This window comes from Streptomyces sp. NPDC002701 (assembly GCF_042889045.1).
GTDB lineage: Bacteria > Actinomycetota > Actinomycetes > Streptomycetales > Streptomycetaceae > Streptomyces.
Window position 1 is genome coordinate 41196 of the sequence record NZ_JBIAQL010000026.1, and the last position, 15462, is coordinate 56657.

The following is a 15462-nucleotide window of genomic DNA, read 5'->3' on the forward strand; positions in this document are numbered from 1 at the left end:
GGGCTCACGCGCGCGTATAGGCGCGCATGATGGGCCCCCCGGATTCACGGGGTGAAGCGGTGATGATGAGCAGTGATGAGCGCGGAGCGTTACGAGCCGGGCCGCCAGCCCCGCTGCTCCGTCGTCCAGCGCTGGAGCAGCAGGACCAGGTCGGCCCACGCCCTGTCGTCGTCGCCCGCCAGGAGGCGGGCGAGGTCCCACAGCGCGGTCGCCCGCGCCTTGTTCGTGGTGGTCTCCGCCAGGCGCTTGTCCCAGCGGGCGACCTGCCCCTTGGAAAGCTGAGCAGCCACTTATCAGGCCCTCTTTTCCAGGAAGTCCAGGAACGTGTGATCGCCGCCTTCCGTGCCGGTCTTCTTCACGACGCCCTGTCCGTCGCCGGTCGGCTCGGCCAGGGCGCTCGAAAGGCCGTTGAGCTGCCCGGCGGTGTTGACCGCGCGGGCGGTGTTGAGGCCCTTCTTCCTGGCCTTTTCCAGCTCCTTCTTCTCCGCCTTCTTCTCACGCTTGACCGGCAGCTCGACATAACGCCGCTGGTATTCGACGTCGAGCTTTCCGGCGTGATTCACGGCGTCCCGAAGGTCGCTTTCGAGCTGCGCCAGCGGACGCGATGCGAGAAAGGCCCGGATACGGGCCTCGAAGGGCTTGTCCCCGTCGAACTTGATGTTCTCCAGGTCGGCCCGGTACTCGCGCAGCAGCGCCCTGACCTCGTCGGCCATCTGCCGCAGCCGCTCACGCTGCTGGGCGCCGTAGAGGGCGGTGCCGCCGGGCTTCATCAGGTGGTCCGAGGTCCACCGGGCGTTGTTGATCTCAGTCATGGGACAAGACCTCCAGGTCTCAGGGATAGGGCTGTGCAGGGGAACACCCAGGTGGGAGGGTGGAGGCGGCGTTTCGGCGCCTTCACCGCGCTCCCGAGGCGCTGGCTTCGTCTCGGGGGCCGGTGGAACCGTCGAACAGGCTCGTTTGTGCAGGTCACTGCTCCGGGCGGTATCCGCCGGCGATGAGCGCGACGGCCTCCTGGCGGTACTTGGAGGCGGTGTCCGTGGACGACACGTCGAACTCGCGCTGGACGTCGGCGATCGAGACGACCCGGCACAGCTCGCGGTGGATCCCGTCGGCGCCCAGGCCGACGAACACCGCGCCGGCCGCGAACGCCATGCGCGCGACCTTGCGGACCGCCCGCTCGCGCGGCGTCAGCTTCGCGGCGTCCTCGGCTTCGACCACGCGCCGCTCGATTTCGGCAGCGACCCGCCGCGTTTCGGCAGCGGCCCGCTCGGCTTCGGCCGTCTCCTTCTGGGAGCGCGCGATGTCGGCGAGAGCGGCCGCCTGGCGGCGGTCCTCCTCCGCCTTCTTGCGGTCGGCTTCGGCAGCAGCGCGGCGCGTTTCGGCGGCGGCCCGCTCCGTTTCGGCAGCGACCCGATCCGCTTCGGCAGTGGCCTGGCGGGCTTCGGCGATGGCCTGGGTCTCGATGGCCTGTGCCTCTGCCGCGGCGACCCTGTCGGCTTCCGCAGCTTCCTTCCGCTTCTGGGCTGCCTGGCGTTCCAGCTCGGCTGCCTCCAGGTCGGCGGCGGCCGCCGTCCGGCGTGCCTGCGCGATCCGCTCGGTCTCGATCGCGCCGGCCTCTGCGGCGGCGACCTTGTCCGCCTCGGCCGCCGCCCTGCGCTGCTCAGCGGCCTGCCTCTCCAGCTCGGCCTTCTCCAGGTCGGCGGCAGCCCTGGCCTTGCGCTCCTGAGCCTCCTTGCGCTCCGCTTCCGCCTCGCGGGCTCGGGCTTCGGCGACCACGGCGTTGTCGAGGGCCTGCTGCTCCAGTTCAGCGGCCCGCTCTGCGGCGCTGACCTGGGCTCGGGCGTTGGCGCGGGCCTGGCCGGTCTGTCCGTCGACCTCGGCTCGTACCGTCTCGACGTTGCCCTTGGCCCGCAGGCGCTCGGCTTCGGACTGCGCCTTGGCGACCTCGCTGCGGGTCTCCGCGTCCAGGCGGCGGCGCTCGGCTTCTTCCTCGCGCTCCTGGGCTGCCTGTTCCTGCTGGTCGGGCATGGCCAGGGCCTGGGCGACGGTGTAGCCGTAGGGGGCCATCTTCATCGGCAGCAGTTCGTCCTCGCTGGCCTTGGAGATGTCGCCCTTGTACTTGCGCTTGAGCCACTGCTCGTAGGCGATGAGGTCCTGGTCGCGGCGGATCATCTCCGGGTAGGAGGTGACGCCCCACAGCCGCATCCGGCGGAAGATGCGAGCGGTTGCGATCGGGGCGAGGATCCACCGAAGCAGCGGGATCGAGTCCCGTTCGTCCTGGTCGGGCCGCACGATCCGGTCGATCGCGGAGCGTCCGAGCTCCACCACCGTGATGAAGAGGACCGGGACGACGCCGTGGGCGCCGGCGGCGATGTAGTCCATCAGCTTCCAGGCCCCCTGCGGGGCGCCGGAGGCGGCGTTGAGGACGACGGTGGCGCCGGTCAGCAGCCATACCGGGTAGCGGATCCAGCTGATGGGGCGCTTGAGCCAGGCCATCAGCAGGTCGACGGCGATCATGACCATGATGCCGACGTCGACACCGACCGCGAACAGCTTGCCCTTGTCCAGCGATTCGAAGCGCAGCTCCTTGTGGGCGAAGTCTGCGACGTGCTCGAAGCTGAGGTAGAGGCCGATGCCCGCGAGCACGAGGGCGGCGATCACGATCCCGCCGGTCGCCCATTTCTGGGTGCCGGTCAGCTTCCCCGGGGAGGGCTTAGTTCCGGTTCCGCTTTCCGTCGGCGAAACGAACTCCGCCGTCTGCGAAACAGCGTCGGTCGTGTGCGAAACCGGCGTGGACGTTCCCGAAACGGCGGCCGGTGAAGCCGATTCGGAGTCGGGCTCAGCCGCGGTTCGCGGCCAGTCGGTGATCGTCATGGGGGCCTCCGAGAGGGGTCGTTTGGGCGTGCGCGAAACGGCGGGGGCTGCTCCCGAAACGCGGTGAGGCGTTCCCGAAGCGGCCGATTGTGCGGGTGGTTGCTTGCGAACCGGACACCGGCCCTACCCGCTCCACGCGCACGAGAAGACCGGCGGCCCGGGGGGCGGGCTGCCGGTCTGGGGGAGTGCTGCGGGGCGGACACGAAACTGTGTGCGCCTCCCGCCGGGCGGGAGCGAAACGGGACTGTCCGACTCCCCGTCACCGCCCGATCCGGCCCGCCATGGTGCGGCGGCCGGTGCGAGCGGATCAGGCAGTCGTCAGACGGTGGTCGCGAGGGGACGGTGCGGGTCGATGACCCGGCCGTCGGGGAGCAGTTCGCCGGTGTCCTCGAAGAGCAGGACGCCGTTGCACAGCAGGCTCCAGCCCTGCTCCGGGTGGCCGGCCACGACCTGCGCGGCCTCGTGGTCCGGGCTGTCAGCGCCCGGGCACTTCTTCGGGGTGTGCGTGCACAGCGAGTCCGGCAGTCGCGTGGTGCCGGTGTCGGTCGTCGCGGTGTCAGGCTGGGCGGTCGTCGTCGTGCCCATCAGTGCCTCCCTGGGCTGTCGGTCCGGGCTGTCCGGCTCCCCTGGACACCGCACCGGCCCGGCCCCCCGCGGGATGCGAGGGCCGGACCGATGCGGGTCAGGCAACCGACAGAACGGCTCAGGAGGCGTTGCGGGCCCGTCGGCGGGCGGCACGGCGCTTCACGGAGCGGCGTTCGTCCTCGCTGAGGCCGCCCCAGACACCGGCGTCCTCGCCGTTCTGCATCGCCCACTGGAGGCAGATCTCCATGACGGGGCAGCGACGGCAGACGGCCTTGGCTTCCTCGATCTGCAGCAGCGCCGGGCCGGTATTGCCGATGGGGAAGAAAAGCTCGGGGTCTTCCGCACGGCAGGCGCTGCGGGCCCGCCAGTCGGTGTCGTCCGGTGCATCGGTGGAGACGGGCGCGTAGGCGTGGCTGAGTACGAGGGCGGCGGACAGTCGCTTCATGTGGGCCTCCCAGAAGGGCCGGGTGCGAGACAGCCCCGGGGCAGTATCCCCGGGGCTGTCTCAATGGATTGGTGGCGGGCTGTACTACCGGGCGTTGATGCGGCAGCGGATCTGCTTGCCGACCGGCGAGGACACGACGTCCCAGCCGGGCGCGAGCACGTCCAGCAGGCCCAGGCCGCGCCCGGACTCCGCGGTGTCGCTGTCCATCGCCGCCGCCACCGTGCTGCGGTGGGGCAGCAGATCGGCGGCGGGGTCGTGCACGTTCACCTGGACGCTGCGTCCGGTGACGTACACCTCCACGACCAGCGGCACGTGGTCACCGCAGGCCCGCACGGCGTTGCCGCACAGCTCGGAGACGAGCCACGCAGCGGTGTCGGCGCTGTCCTGGCTGGCCCCGTACGCCGTCGGTACCGACGCGGTCAGGGCGCGCACCGTGCTGAAGGCGGACTCGGAGGCCGTGATGTGGGCGACGAAGCCGCGGTCGCGGTGCTGGACGTACAAGCCCGGGACGCAGGCCGGAAGCGCCGGCCGCTGCGAACGGCGGTCGTCCATGCGGGCCCGGCGGAGCATGTCGTCCATGTCCGGGCTGCTGTCGGCCCGTACGCCGGGAGGCGCGGGAGATGTCATGATGGGAGCCAAGGTTCTTCCTCTCACGGAGTGACCTGCTGAACGGCCCTGGGGCGCAATCCCGGGGCCGCTCGTTTTGGCTGTCTCGTACGAGCAGCCACGGCCCTGGCCGACCCGAGGTGATCGGGGTCGGCCAGGGCCGTGGTCGTTCGTCGTTGCGGCAGTCAGAGCGCGAACTCGTAGACCGCGCCAAGGTCGGTGTCCTGGTGCGCCTCGGGTATCACCTTCAGCAGCACGATCCGCAGCGGCTGTCCCGCGCGGTCCGTGGCGAGGTACTCCTGTTCGGAGACCGTGTCACCCATCGCGCGGGACAACGCCAACTGGTCGTTGGCGTCCTCTGCGGGCATCTGGTCCCAGGGCTTCCTGGGCTCACCAGGGGGCGTCCAGTTCAGGTCCCAGTCGATGTCGTGCACGGAGACGGTGGAAGCGGTGTGCGTCATGAGCAGCTCCTCACGGTGCCGGGTCGGGGTTGGCGTACTCGGTGCGGAGATAGTTCGTACGAGCAGCCACGGCCGCCGCCCTCCCCGTGTTGGTCGGGAGGGCGGCGGCCGTGGTCGTTCGTGGTCTTCTCAGGCTTCGGAATCAGGTAGTCGCGGTCTGGACGACGAAGCCCTCGCGCGTCATGTGGACCGTCGGGACCTGACGGGCCGTGCGGTACAGGTCGGGACGGGCGCTGCGCATCTGGTCCTGGGCGAGGTCCGACATCCGGGCGGCGAGTCGGCGGCCCGCCTCGCAGGGCGTGCCCGCTTTGCACGGCGAGCAGCTGGTGCGGTGCTGGTGCAGAGCCGTGCGCAGCTGCCCGTACAACTCGGGAACCTCGGTGTGGGCGATGCGGCTGATCAGCTTGCGCAGCTCGATCACCCGGGCGCAGTGCCCGAGTCGGCACTGCGAGCAGTCGTCTTGGAGGTGCTCGGCAAGCTGCTCGCGCGGGCCGCGGGCCGCAGCGTTCATTTGTGCGGTCGCGGGCGCGGCCTGGGGGCGGGGCTTGCGGACCGGGCTGGTGGTGCGGCGGCTGGACGCCGTGCTCTCGGCGGTGAGCAGCCGTTCGGTCCACTGCTCGGGGGTGATGTCGATCTCGATGCGCTGCGCGCTGCCGGGGCAGCGGCGGCCGTTGGACGGCTTGTCCTTGACGGAGGCGTCGCGGTAGCGGCGGCCTTCGGGCTTCGGCTGGGCAACGCCGTCGCGGTGGGGGTGGATCATCGACCGGGTCAGGCGGTGCCAGGTCTTGCATTCGGGGCAGACGACCCTGCGGGTCTCGCCCTCCCGGAGGTTGAGGTGTTCGGGGCGAAGAGTGCTGGCCTTGATGGGGGCGCGGCCGTTGTGGCGCATTGAGTGACTCCCAGGGATAGCGATTGCGTTCTCCTTCAGCCAGGAGTCGGGCGAGCCCGAGCTTCCTGACCGGCGGGCAGCGCAATAGCTGCGGGTGGCTCATCTGGCTGTGGCTCCAAGGGACCGCGTCGAACTCGTCACCAAAGGCCGGCGTGTAAGCACGGACAGCCAGACATATGAAGTTGATCGGGATCAGACCGTGGGTCCGGCTTCCCACCACCAGGGCCGAGCAGGGCGCGGTCCTGATAGAAGGCCTCCGGGGTCAGCTGGCGAAGCGCTCAATCTGCGCCTGCAGGAGCGCGGCCTGGCTGGTCTTGCCGCTGCCCGTGGTGCCGCCGATGAGGAGGTGGAGGGTGCTGGCCTCGCGACGCTGGGCCAGGTCCTCGGCGGTGGCGAGGTCGACGACGACCTGACCGCCCTCGGCGTGACGGCCGAGGACGAATCGGTTGGTGGCGGTGGCCTCGGCGAAGGCCGGGCTCGCGGCTTCCACCGTGTGCTCGTAGCCCTCGATCTCGGCGGTGGACCAGGTGGTGACGTCGCCGTGCGCGTCGTGGAAGGAGTCCGGGGTCTGCATCGCGATCAGGTCCTCTCGGTGTGATCTGCGGATCGGCGGGGTTCAGGCGGCGAGCGGGGCGGAGGTCACGCTGCCGTGGCAAGCGGACACCTCCGTGCTCGCGGGGTTGAGCTGGGAGGCGTAGGGGAGGAGGACGTCGACCAAGCGCTCACGGACCAGGACGGTGACGGTCGGGTCGGCAGCGACGATGTCCAGCGCCGCACACCGCCTCGCCAGGAACTCCGCCCACAGCTCCCGCTCCCGCTCGGCCTGGCTCTTCAGACCTACTCCGGCCTCAAATCGGGCCAGCTCGCGCGGGGTCGCCCACGGCTCGTACATCTCCAGCGGCGTACCGAACGCCACGTCCAACTCGATGTCGCCGAAGTCGGGGAGCGGCACCCCAACCGCCTCCAAGAGCGCGAGCGTCTCAGCGTCGAAGTTCTCGATGGTGAGGCTGGCGGCGGGGCGGCGAGTGACATTCATGGGGTGGAGCTCCCTTCGAGGTTCGGGCTCTGCGTGATCCCGGGATGTGGCAGGTGGGGGCCTTTGCCACTCCACTCACGTTATCGACATACATAACTTAGCTGATACAGTTCGAAGCGTGTCAAGTGGTTCGTTGAGAAAGCTATGGAAGCTAGCTATGTCGAGGGGGTCGACCTACGATGTCGCTCATGAGCAACGAGGCCGTCCAGCCATACCAGCGAATCGTTCAGGACGTACGGGACAAGATCCGCTCGGGACGGTGGACAGCCGGTACGAAGTTGCCGAGCACTCGGGAGCTGGCCGACGAGTACGGCGTTGCGCCAGGCACCGTCCAACGCGCACTGACTGAGCTGCGGACAGCCGGACTGGTCTACTCCCACCAAGGGCGCGGATCGTTCGTCACCGAGACCGCCAGCGACACCACCGAGGACTCGACGACTCGCACCCTCAAAAGACTTGAGGAGCAGGTCGCTGACCTGTCCACCCGTCTCGAAAAGATCGAGAAGGAACGCAGCGACTGACGTCCTTTCCTGCGTCACGTTCTGCATGTTCGTCCCTCCGAGGCGGGTTCAACTTCGTTAGCAAAGTTGTAGGCCCAGCCACGGAGCGAGTTCTAGATCGACCGTGTATCCAGCCGCCGGATACACCGAGTGGAGACATGAAGGAGGCACCAAGTGGGCCAGCGGCCGAAGGTGTTGACGCCTGATCAGTCACCCGTGTACCGCTTCGGCTACACACTCCGGGAGTTCCGAGAAGCGCGGCGCTACTCCCTGCGCGGCCTAGCCGAGAAGGCGTTCATGTCGCACTCCAAGCTGCAGAAATGGGAGAACGGCGAGCGGCCGCCGAAGGACCGGACAGAGGTCGAACTGGTCGACTCGTTACTCCGGGCCGGCGGCGTCCTGGTCGACCTCTGGGAGCGCATCCATCCGCCTGTATCCGTCCCTGGGCGTGTATCCGTTTCGGCCCCCCATGTATCCGAAGCATCGATCGGGCTGGCCATGGCTGGTGTCCAACAGGCAGCGTCTGATCATGAGGGGACCCTTGTCCCCGCTCGTCTACGGGATGGATCGGTGGTATTCGTGGCGCTCGATCGACGTGACCTGCTGCGTGGTGGGGTGGGCCTCGGTGCTGCGGCGGCATTCGGCGTAGGCACGCCGGCGGTCGCCGACGCTGAAGCCGTGCCGGGCCTAAAGCTGCCCGCACGGTCCGCAGCCGCCTACAGCGACACGCCCATCGAGCACTTCAAGCGCGCTCGCCGACTGCTGATCGACAACGACAACCTGCTCGGACCGGGGCACGCCATCAAGACCGTGCGCGAGAACATCGAACACATCAAGACCCTGCGCCGCGACACCCAGGGCGTCGACCGTCAGGCCCTGATGGAGTTGCAGACCCAGTACGCAGAATTCGCCTCCTGGCTCTACCAGGACCTCGGTGATTTCGAAAGCGCGGAGTTCTGGCTCGACCGCGCCTTCCAGTGGAGCCACACCGTCGGCGACAGCGACCTGACCTCTTACGTCATGGCTCGCAAGGCGCAGCTCGCTGGGGAGAAGCGGGACCTGGTCGACGTCGTCGACCTGGCCGAGGCGGCACAGCGTATGGCCCGGCCGCGCAGCCGTCTCGCCGCGGTGGCCCGGACTTACGAGTCCTACGGCCACGCGCTGCGAGGCGAGTTCTCGAACAGCGAGCGCGCTATCGATGACGTCCGCAACGCTCTTGACCGCGTGTCGAGCGACGCGACTCCCTGGGGCGTGTGGCTCAACGAGCAGTACGTCGACGTCCACCGCGCGCAAGGGCTGGAGGTTCTGGGGAAGCACACCGAAGCCGCAGAGATCTTCACCAACGCCATCAAGGCCCTGCCAGAGGGCTATCACCGGGACCGGGGCGTATACCTGGCCCGCGCGGCGGTCGCTCACGCCGGTGCAGGTGCACCCGAGGAAGCCGCCGCAGTCGGCCTCCAGGCCCTGACGGTCGCCAACGACACCGGGTCGGGCCGCATCATGCGCGAGCTCATCCGTCTCGATCAGACGCTGATCCCGTGGCAGTGCCAGCCGGAGGTGTCCGCCTTCCGTGAGAACTTCGACGCCGTCCTCGCCCACGAAGCCTGAGAGAAACGGATCCCAACTCCAATGACCACACGCCCGTACGTCATCCTCTCTGCCGCAATGTCGGTCGACGGCTACCTGGACGACGCCAGCCCCGAGCGGCTGCGCCTGTCCAACGCCCCCGACTTCGACCGCGTCGACCAGGTCCGCGCGGAGTCCGACGCCATCCTGATCGGCGCGACGACCATGCGGAAGGACAACCCGCGCCTCCTGGTCAACAGCGCCGAACGCCGCGCTCAGCGCGTTGCCAAGGGCAAGCCGGAGTACCCGCTCAAGGTCACGGTCACCCGGACTGGCGATCTCTCCGCCGACCTCAACTTCTGGCACCACGGCGGTGAAAAGCTGGTCGTCACCGTCGACGACGCAGTGGAGAAGGTGCGCGCCACGCTCGAAGGCCTCGCCGACGTCGTCAGCGTAGGTCCGGAGCTCGACTGGGGCCTGGTCCTCGATGAGCTCGGACGACGTGGCGTCGGCCGGCTCATGGTGGAGGGCGGCGGCACGATCCACACCCAGCTCATGGCCGCGAACCTCGCCGACGAAGTGCACCTGGCCATCGCGCCGCTGCTGGTGGGTCAGCCGGAGGCGGCACGCTTCCTGGGCGCCGCCGACTACCCCGGCGGAACGACGGCCCGGATGAAGGTGCTGGAGATCCGAGCGATCGACGACGTGGTCCTCGTCCGCTACGCACCGAAGGAGCGCACCGCCTGATGTACGCACCTGACCGAGACCACGACCTGCGCTGGATACAGCGTGCGACCAGGCCGGCTCGCACAGCGCCTTGGCCATCGCACGTATCCAGGCTGGCGAGCTGGAAGGTGCCGAAGTTGCCGTAGCACCGGTCCTCGGGCTCGCTCCCGGCAGTGCATCAACGGAATCATCACCTGCACCCAGCGAGTGCACCGCGCGCTTCGGGAGCCGATCGCTGGTGCGTCCGTAGGGCGGGCGCCGCGAGCAGGTTGTTTCCGCCCGGTGGGATTCGCGGGGGTGTCTGTGCAAATCTTCTTGGGATTCCGGCCCGGTTCCTGTTCGGATCATGGGCACGTGCCGTGTGATCAGCGCAGTTGATCGCCGAGAGGTACAAATTCGGCAGGGAGGTATGGGGTCATGATGTGCCGTCAGTGGTCGTCTGGCTTTGCGACACGTATGCCCTGGGACAGTGCTGAGTTCGGCGGGACCGGTACAGTGACCCCCAGCGTTGATCAAAAAGAAAAGTGGCCCCGTCTACCGGCCTTGGACAAGCCGGGAGGGGCCACGTGGCCGACGGACCTTGTAGGAGGGGTCCGAGAGCCTGCCGAGCACCCTTTTCGCGAGAAGGAAGGTGCCGACGTGATCAGGGTACCCGTACCCGTCACCCGACACACAGCACCCCGCCGTGGGGGCAGCAGCCATGCCGACTGCTGGTCCTTCGACGGGGTGATTGCGCTGTCCGTGCACGCCCCGGTCCGCACCTCTTATGAGGGGGCCGGGATGACGTAGTCGTCGGGGGCGGCGCCCGTACGGGTCTTCGTGCCGCCCCGGGCCGCTCAGCCGCTAGGTGATTGGGAAGTCACCTCGGCTCAGCGCCCATCTGCCACCGGAGAGGGCTTGGGAGGCCCCTCCGAAGGGATTGTCCGTCCGGTTGGGAGCCGGTCGGACGGTTCAACATCAGGTTTCGCCACGAAACCCGAAGCACCCCTAGGGGGCTTCGTCATGCCGTGAGGCGGGAGCCCCTCGACAGGAGTCATTGTGCATGACCATCCTGCGGGCCGCCAGCTTCGGCATGCCCGCACATACAGCCTTTACCGCGCAAATCCGCCATATTGCTCTACAGGCATGGCCGACGTCACACCCCACGCAATCACTGTGACCGGGGGCTGCGGCCAGTCTGTGTGCCGGTGGATGCCGGACGCCCTCGACAGCACCGTCCCGCCTGAAGGGACGCGTTCCAAGATCGTTACTCGCCGTGCGGGAACGCGGAGGATGATCGGGGCTTGGCGGACTTCGTCCACAGACCATCCGGTGCAGGGTCGGCGGATGGATCAGGAAACGCAGGTTCCGCACGCTCCGGACGGGGGTGTGCGCTACGGCATGAACACCGGCCCAATGACGCAAGCGACGATGGGATGTTCGACTCTCGCGGTGTCCGCCACTTCGGTCGGGGCGGTGCGCCGGTGAGCGCCCCGGCGGCACCGGCCGCCGTGCTGGACCACCCTCTGTGGGAGGACGTCGACAACTCCGTCGACCGGCCCCGGCTTCCCGGGCAGCGGAACGCGTTGCGGTCGGTGCCGGCCTCCGGGAAGCCGGACGATGAGGGCCCAGAGGACCCGCTGCGTCTCGGGCGGGCGATGCGGCTGCGGCTACGCGACGCGGTGCAGGCGCTGCTGACGGACCCGTCGATCGCCGGATTGAAGGACGCACCGAAGCTGGCAGCCGTGGTGCTGTACGCAAAGTCGCGGGCGCCCAAGGGCGAGAAGGATGACAACCAGACCTCGATCTGGGGCGCGGAGCTCGGCCGGTGGATGGGCATGAAGGAATCCACGGTCCACCACAAGGTGCTGCCCGCGCTGCGAGGCACGGACGCGCTGCACACCAAGGTGAAGAGGAACGCGAAAGGGCACCCGACCGGGCTGGACTGCCTGGTCATGCCGCTGTGGAACGCCCGCAAGAGCGGGGGAGCGGGGCACCCTCTGGCGCTGACGAAGGCGGAGCTCGCGACGCTGCTGCACCTGTGTGAGGCGCTGTTCGGGCACGGCTGGACGCCGGAGGACAAGGAGCCGACGCCGCCGGGGCTGCTGGCCGGCCGTACGGGTAAGGGGGCGGCGACCGACCGGCTCGGGCTGCTGCTGATGGTGCTGAACACCCCGGCCTCGGGCTGGCTGCAGCTGGTCGGCGGCTCTGTGAAGAAGCGTGAGGGGCGTGGGGCGGCGACGCTGGCCCGGTTGCTGGGCTGCTCGACGTCGGGTGCCCGGAAGGTTCTGGCGCGGCTGACGGAGGCCGGTGTCGTGGCGCGGCAGCACCGGGAGACGTCGACGCGGATGCGCGGCCGGGGCCGGGTCATGCTGCTGCCGGTCGCCCGCGCGTACGGCCGCCGCCTGGCCTCTGTAGAGGCTGTTGAGAGCGCCAGTCCGGTGTTTTCGGCGCGTCCTGATGGTGCGTGCGGAGATCATGGTCCGGCCGGTGCTGCTGGTGCCCTTGGTACGTCTGGGATCGGCGGTGCCGAGGGCACCGGGGATGCGGTGGATCAGGAGCGTCCCGATGGTGCAGAGCTCCACGCACACCACGCTTCTGTGGTTACTGCCGTAGTTCCTCCGCAGCTTGATTATGGTTTTTCCGGCGAAGACCGTGGGGGTGAAGGCCGTCGGCCGGAGCGCGTGTGCGCGGGCGAGGACCAGGCCGTCGACGATTCCACCGGCGTTGCCCGGAGCGGGTCGCCGGTGGCCGAGGATGGCCCGCTGCGCGGGGAAAAGCCGAAGGAGTCCCAGGTCGATGAGCGGGTGGGGCAGCGCGTTACCGGGGCTGGTGCCGGTGGCCAGCCTAAGACCGGGGGGTGGGAAGAGGCGCAGCAGCAGAGGCATGTGGCCCTTCCGGCTGATCTTCGTCTGCGGGTAGCGCTGGGGCCGGTCTCCTGGCTGTGGGAGCGGCTGTCGGGGTGGCAGCAGGACCAGGTGAAGGCCGCCGCGAAGGCGGAGTTGGAGCACCTGGCGGGCCTGGGAGTAGCGCCGGAGGGTGCGCCGCGGCTGCTGGCCGACCGGCTCACCGACCGCCTGGCGGAGACCGGCGGCGGGGCCCTGGTCGACAAGCCGTTCCCCTGGCTGATCCGCCGGGGTCTGCCCCAGCGGCGCGCCTGCTCGCATCGCAAGTGCGACGACGGGGTCCGGCTCGACACGGGTGAGGACTGCGAGAACTGCGGCAACGTCATCCACCTGCGCCGTGCCTGGCGTGCCCGGATCGGCGCGGACATCGACCGGGAGCTGCCCGGCCTGGCCGATGGCGAGCGCCGCCGCGTCCTTGAGGAGCGGCTGCGCGAGCGGGTCGCCATCGAGGCGGAGGACCTCGCGTGGCGCCAGGAGCAGGCCCGCGCGGAGCGGGCCCGGCGCGAGGCGGCCCGTGCGGCAGCCGCTGAGCAGGCGGAACGCGAGCGCCAGGCCGCGGCCGCCGCCGACGCAGTCCGCCAGGCGCTGGCGTGCGAGGACTGCGGGCGCGGCCGGGCGGCCGGGCTGTGCGAGGCGTGCGACCACCGTCGTCAGACCGAGGCACTGATCGGTGAGGCCGGTCTCCTCGCGGCGGCCGGGTCCGCCGACCTGAGCGAGGCGGGCAGCATCGCGGCCGCCGTCGCCGGGGCCCGCACGGCCATCGGCGACAGCACCGCCGCCGCGTGGCAGGAGTTCCTGGAGATCACCGACGTGGCCACCCTGGAGGCCGATCCGCAGGCGGCTGCGGACGCGTACGCGTTCACCGCGTTCCAGACCGCACAGCAGGCCGTCGGCGCGTACCAGGACGACGCCCTGGCGCTGCTGGGCCGCACGGCGGAGGCAGAAGCCGAGGCCCGGCGTGCGTACCGGTCCGAGCAGGGCCGCCCATGGTTCCAGTACAACCCGTCCGGCGCGGATGCCGTCGTCGCCGCGACGAAGGCCGCCGATGCGGCCCGAGAGCGCGTGGCTGGGTACCTGCTGGCGACGCGGCTGGAGCAGCTGCGCGAGCAGACCGCCGCCCGCACCGAGCCGGTCGCGGCCGCGCCGTGGACGGGCAGGCTGCTGGAGCTTGCCACGCGCCCGCTGGATGGCGACGCCATCGGAGCGGTGATCGCGTGAGCACCGAGCCGAGCGGGGTCGACCTCGCGTGCCAGGCCCTGGTCGCGGCCTGTGAGGCGGCGAAGCGGAACGGCGCCGCCCAGACGAAGAAGGCGAAGCGACACACTGGCACCGTCGTACGCCGTGACGGCCGCGAGCCGCTTGGGCTCGGTGCGGCGATCGGCATGATGATGACCCTCATTTCCCGCACGGGATCGCGCCGCAAACGCCGCCGCCTGCGTGATGCCGCCCCCTTCGCTCTGCTGCGCGGCCGGCCTGGGCACCGGGGCGGCCGCACTGCCCCTGTACTGGCTCCAGTCCTACCTGTGACCCTCCGGCCGCAACTGCCTTGGGGAACCGGGCGAAAGCACTGACGGCGCATCCACGAGCGCTTCTTGCCGAGGTGGCCACCGCGGTGACGGGTCGTACGGTCGTTGCAGATCCCGGCACCCGACTGCGGGACATCGCGGTCTCGGTGTTCGCCATCACCATGCCCGCCCTGCAGCGCCGCGAGGGGTGGATACGGCTGGGCACCGACAATCCCAACCGCTGGCGGGAGCGGTATCTGGAGCCAGTCGGCCGGTGACCGGGCCGGGCCCGGGTCGGCGACCTCGGCAGCGAACACGCCGGGGCCCTGCGCGGTTCTGGATTGTTCTTACACAAGGGCGCATCCACCTGACGAGGGCGACACCCAAAGAGGTTTTGTGTTGCAGGTCACGTCCAAATCGTCAAACGAACGGCTTCCTACCGGGACTGGGACTACTGCGGCGGGCTGCGGGGGTCCGTACAAGTCGGCACTTGACCAAAGGACAACCAACGTGAAGAAGCGTCCGCTGATCCCGGGTCAGCGCGAAAGCATCCTGCCCCTTCTGTGCCCGGAGGCGAAGCTGCCTTCGGAGTCACGGCCTCAGTGGGGGTACATCTCGGCGAACGAGCCGTCGTTCCGCCGTCACGTCCTCGTCAACGTAGGGGAGGTACACGAGGGCGAAGTCTCGGACAAGACCTTCCAGGGCCTGCACACGAGGCTGACGAGCGGCCCCGTCCAAGATGAGATCAAGGACTACGCATGGAAGTCCTTCAGTAACGCCATCAAGAGGTTTCACTGGACGCTGACCGCTCAGCGCAAGCGGGAACTGCTGATCGGGGACGACACCTGGGCCCTGGACGAAGCTGCTATGCCGCTTCCCGGCTACATCGTGAACTTCGACGCCAGCTCGGTCGAGGCCCCAATCGAGGAGCGGCTTCTGCTGGAGCGACTTGTCGAAACGCTCGCGGGGGAGTTGAAGCCCCGCGAACTTCTCGCGCTCGCCCTCGTGAAGATCGACGGTATGACCTCCACGCAGGCGGCCCAGCTGCTGGAGATCTCGGACGGGGCCGTGCGCAATGCCGTCTACCGGGCGCGCGTGAAGCTCAAGCCCGTCCGAGGACGCCTCGGTCTGGCGTGAGTGCCCAGCAACCTCTCGCCCGGGAGCGCGGACCGTCGGATCCGACGGTCCGCGCTCACCGAGGGTGGGCTGCTTGGCCGGCAGTGACACCACCACACGCATACCGACCGAGGAGAGCGAATCGTGGAACGAAACAAGGACTGGGGGCTCGTAGCACGCACGGTGCTCGCGCTGCTTGCATACAGGATGGGGCGGGTGTGGGATGCCTTGCTCATCGCGTTTGTACCGATCAAGGAGACGCTGTTTC

Annotated in this window: 15 protein-coding genes and 1 pseudogene; 6 read left to right on the top strand and 10 right to left on the bottom strand. The window is 69.3% G+C overall.

From position 1 onward, the window contains the following. Positions 1–89: 89 nt before the first annotated feature. The 10 genes and pseudogenes from ACFYXC_RS36530 to ACFYXC_RS36575 form a co-directional block, all read right to left on the bottom strand. A complete protein-coding gene (locus ACFYXC_RS36530) occupies positions 90–290 on the bottom strand; it encodes a hypothetical protein (protein ID WP_389556850.1) in 201 nt (66 codons plus the stop codon). Between the two features lie 3 nt (positions 291–293). After that, positions 294–812, bottom strand: coding sequence for a hypothetical protein (locus ACFYXC_RS36535; RefSeq protein WP_389556852.1), 519 nt, complete (start codon positions 810–812; stop codon positions 294–296). 154 nt (positions 813–966) lie between these two features. Next, positions 967–2874, bottom strand: a complete 1908-nt coding sequence (locus tag ACFYXC_RS36540) for a DUF2637 domain-containing protein (RefSeq protein WP_389556853.1) — start codon at positions 2872–2874, stop codon at positions 967–969. Between the two features lie 318 nt (positions 2875–3192). After that, entirely contained in the window at positions 3193–3387 is a 195-nt protein-coding gene (locus ACFYXC_RS36545; protein ID WP_389556914.1) for a DUF5999 family protein, read from the bottom strand. Positions 3388–3577: 190 nt separating this feature from the next. Further along, a pseudogene (locus ACFYXC_RS36550) lies at positions 3578–3832 on the bottom strand (WhiB family transcriptional regulator); the annotation flags it as partial. A gap of 156 nt (positions 3833–3988) precedes the next feature. After that, a complete protein-coding gene (locus ACFYXC_RS36555) occupies positions 3989–4531 on the bottom strand; it encodes an ATP-binding protein (RefSeq protein WP_389556855.1) in 543 nt (180 codons plus the stop codon). Between the two features lie 164 nt (positions 4532–4695). Further along, on the bottom strand, positions 4696–4971 hold the full coding sequence (locus tag ACFYXC_RS36560; protein WP_389556857.1) for a hypothetical protein: 276 nt from the start codon (positions 4969–4971) through the stop codon (positions 4696–4698). A 142-nt stretch (positions 4972–5113) separates the two neighbouring features. Next, positions 5114–5860 carry a hypothetical protein gene (locus tag ACFYXC_RS36565; protein ID WP_389556859.1) on the bottom strand — a complete coding sequence of 249 codons (747 nt, stop codon included), beginning with the start codon at positions 5858–5860 and terminating at the stop codon, positions 5114–5116. A gap of 262 nt (positions 5861–6122) precedes the next feature. Then, on the bottom strand, positions 6123–6434 hold the full coding sequence (locus ACFYXC_RS36570) for a hypothetical protein (protein WP_389556861.1): 312 nt from the start codon (positions 6432–6434) through the stop codon (positions 6123–6125). A gap of 42 nt (positions 6435–6476) precedes the next feature. Continuing rightward, on the bottom strand, positions 6477–6896 hold the full coding sequence (locus ACFYXC_RS36575) for a hypothetical protein (protein ID WP_389556863.1): 420 nt from the start codon (positions 6894–6896) through the stop codon (positions 6477–6479). A gap of 188 nt (positions 6897–7084) precedes the next feature. Between ACFYXC_RS36575 and ACFYXC_RS36580 the strand changes: the two genes are divergently transcribed. The 6 genes from ACFYXC_RS36580 (at position 7085) to ACFYXC_RS36605 (ending at position 15215) form a co-directional block, all read left to right on the top strand. After that, positions 7085–7417, top strand: a complete 333-nt coding sequence (locus ACFYXC_RS36580; RefSeq protein ID WP_389556865.1) for a GntR family transcriptional regulator — start codon at positions 7085–7087, stop codon at positions 7415–7417. A 153-nt stretch (positions 7418–7570) separates the two neighbouring features. Beyond that, entirely contained in the window at positions 7571–9004 is a 1434-nt protein-coding gene (locus tag ACFYXC_RS36585; RefSeq protein ID WP_389556867.1) for a helix-turn-helix domain-containing protein, read from the top strand. A gap of 21 nt (positions 9005–9025) precedes the next feature. Continuing rightward, entirely contained in the window at positions 9026–9709 is a 684-nt protein-coding gene (locus ACFYXC_RS36590) for a RibD family protein (protein WP_389556869.1), read from the top strand. Between the two features lie 1640 nt (positions 9710–11349). Beyond that, a complete protein-coding gene (locus ACFYXC_RS36595) occupies positions 11350–13791 on the top strand; it encodes a hypothetical protein (protein ID WP_389556871.1) in 2442 nt (813 codons plus the stop codon). Positions 13792–14185: 394 nt separating this feature from the next. Continuing rightward, a complete protein-coding gene (locus tag ACFYXC_RS36600; RefSeq protein WP_389556873.1) occupies positions 14186–14356 on the top strand; it encodes a hypothetical protein in 171 nt (56 codons plus the stop codon). A 232-nt stretch (positions 14357–14588) separates the two neighbouring features. Then, positions 14589–15215 (top strand): sigma-70 family RNA polymerase sigma factor, encoded by a 627-nt coding sequence (locus ACFYXC_RS36605; protein ID WP_389556875.1) that lies wholly within the window; start codon positions 14589–14591, stop codon positions 15213–15215. Positions 15216–15462: the final 247 nt, after the last annotated feature.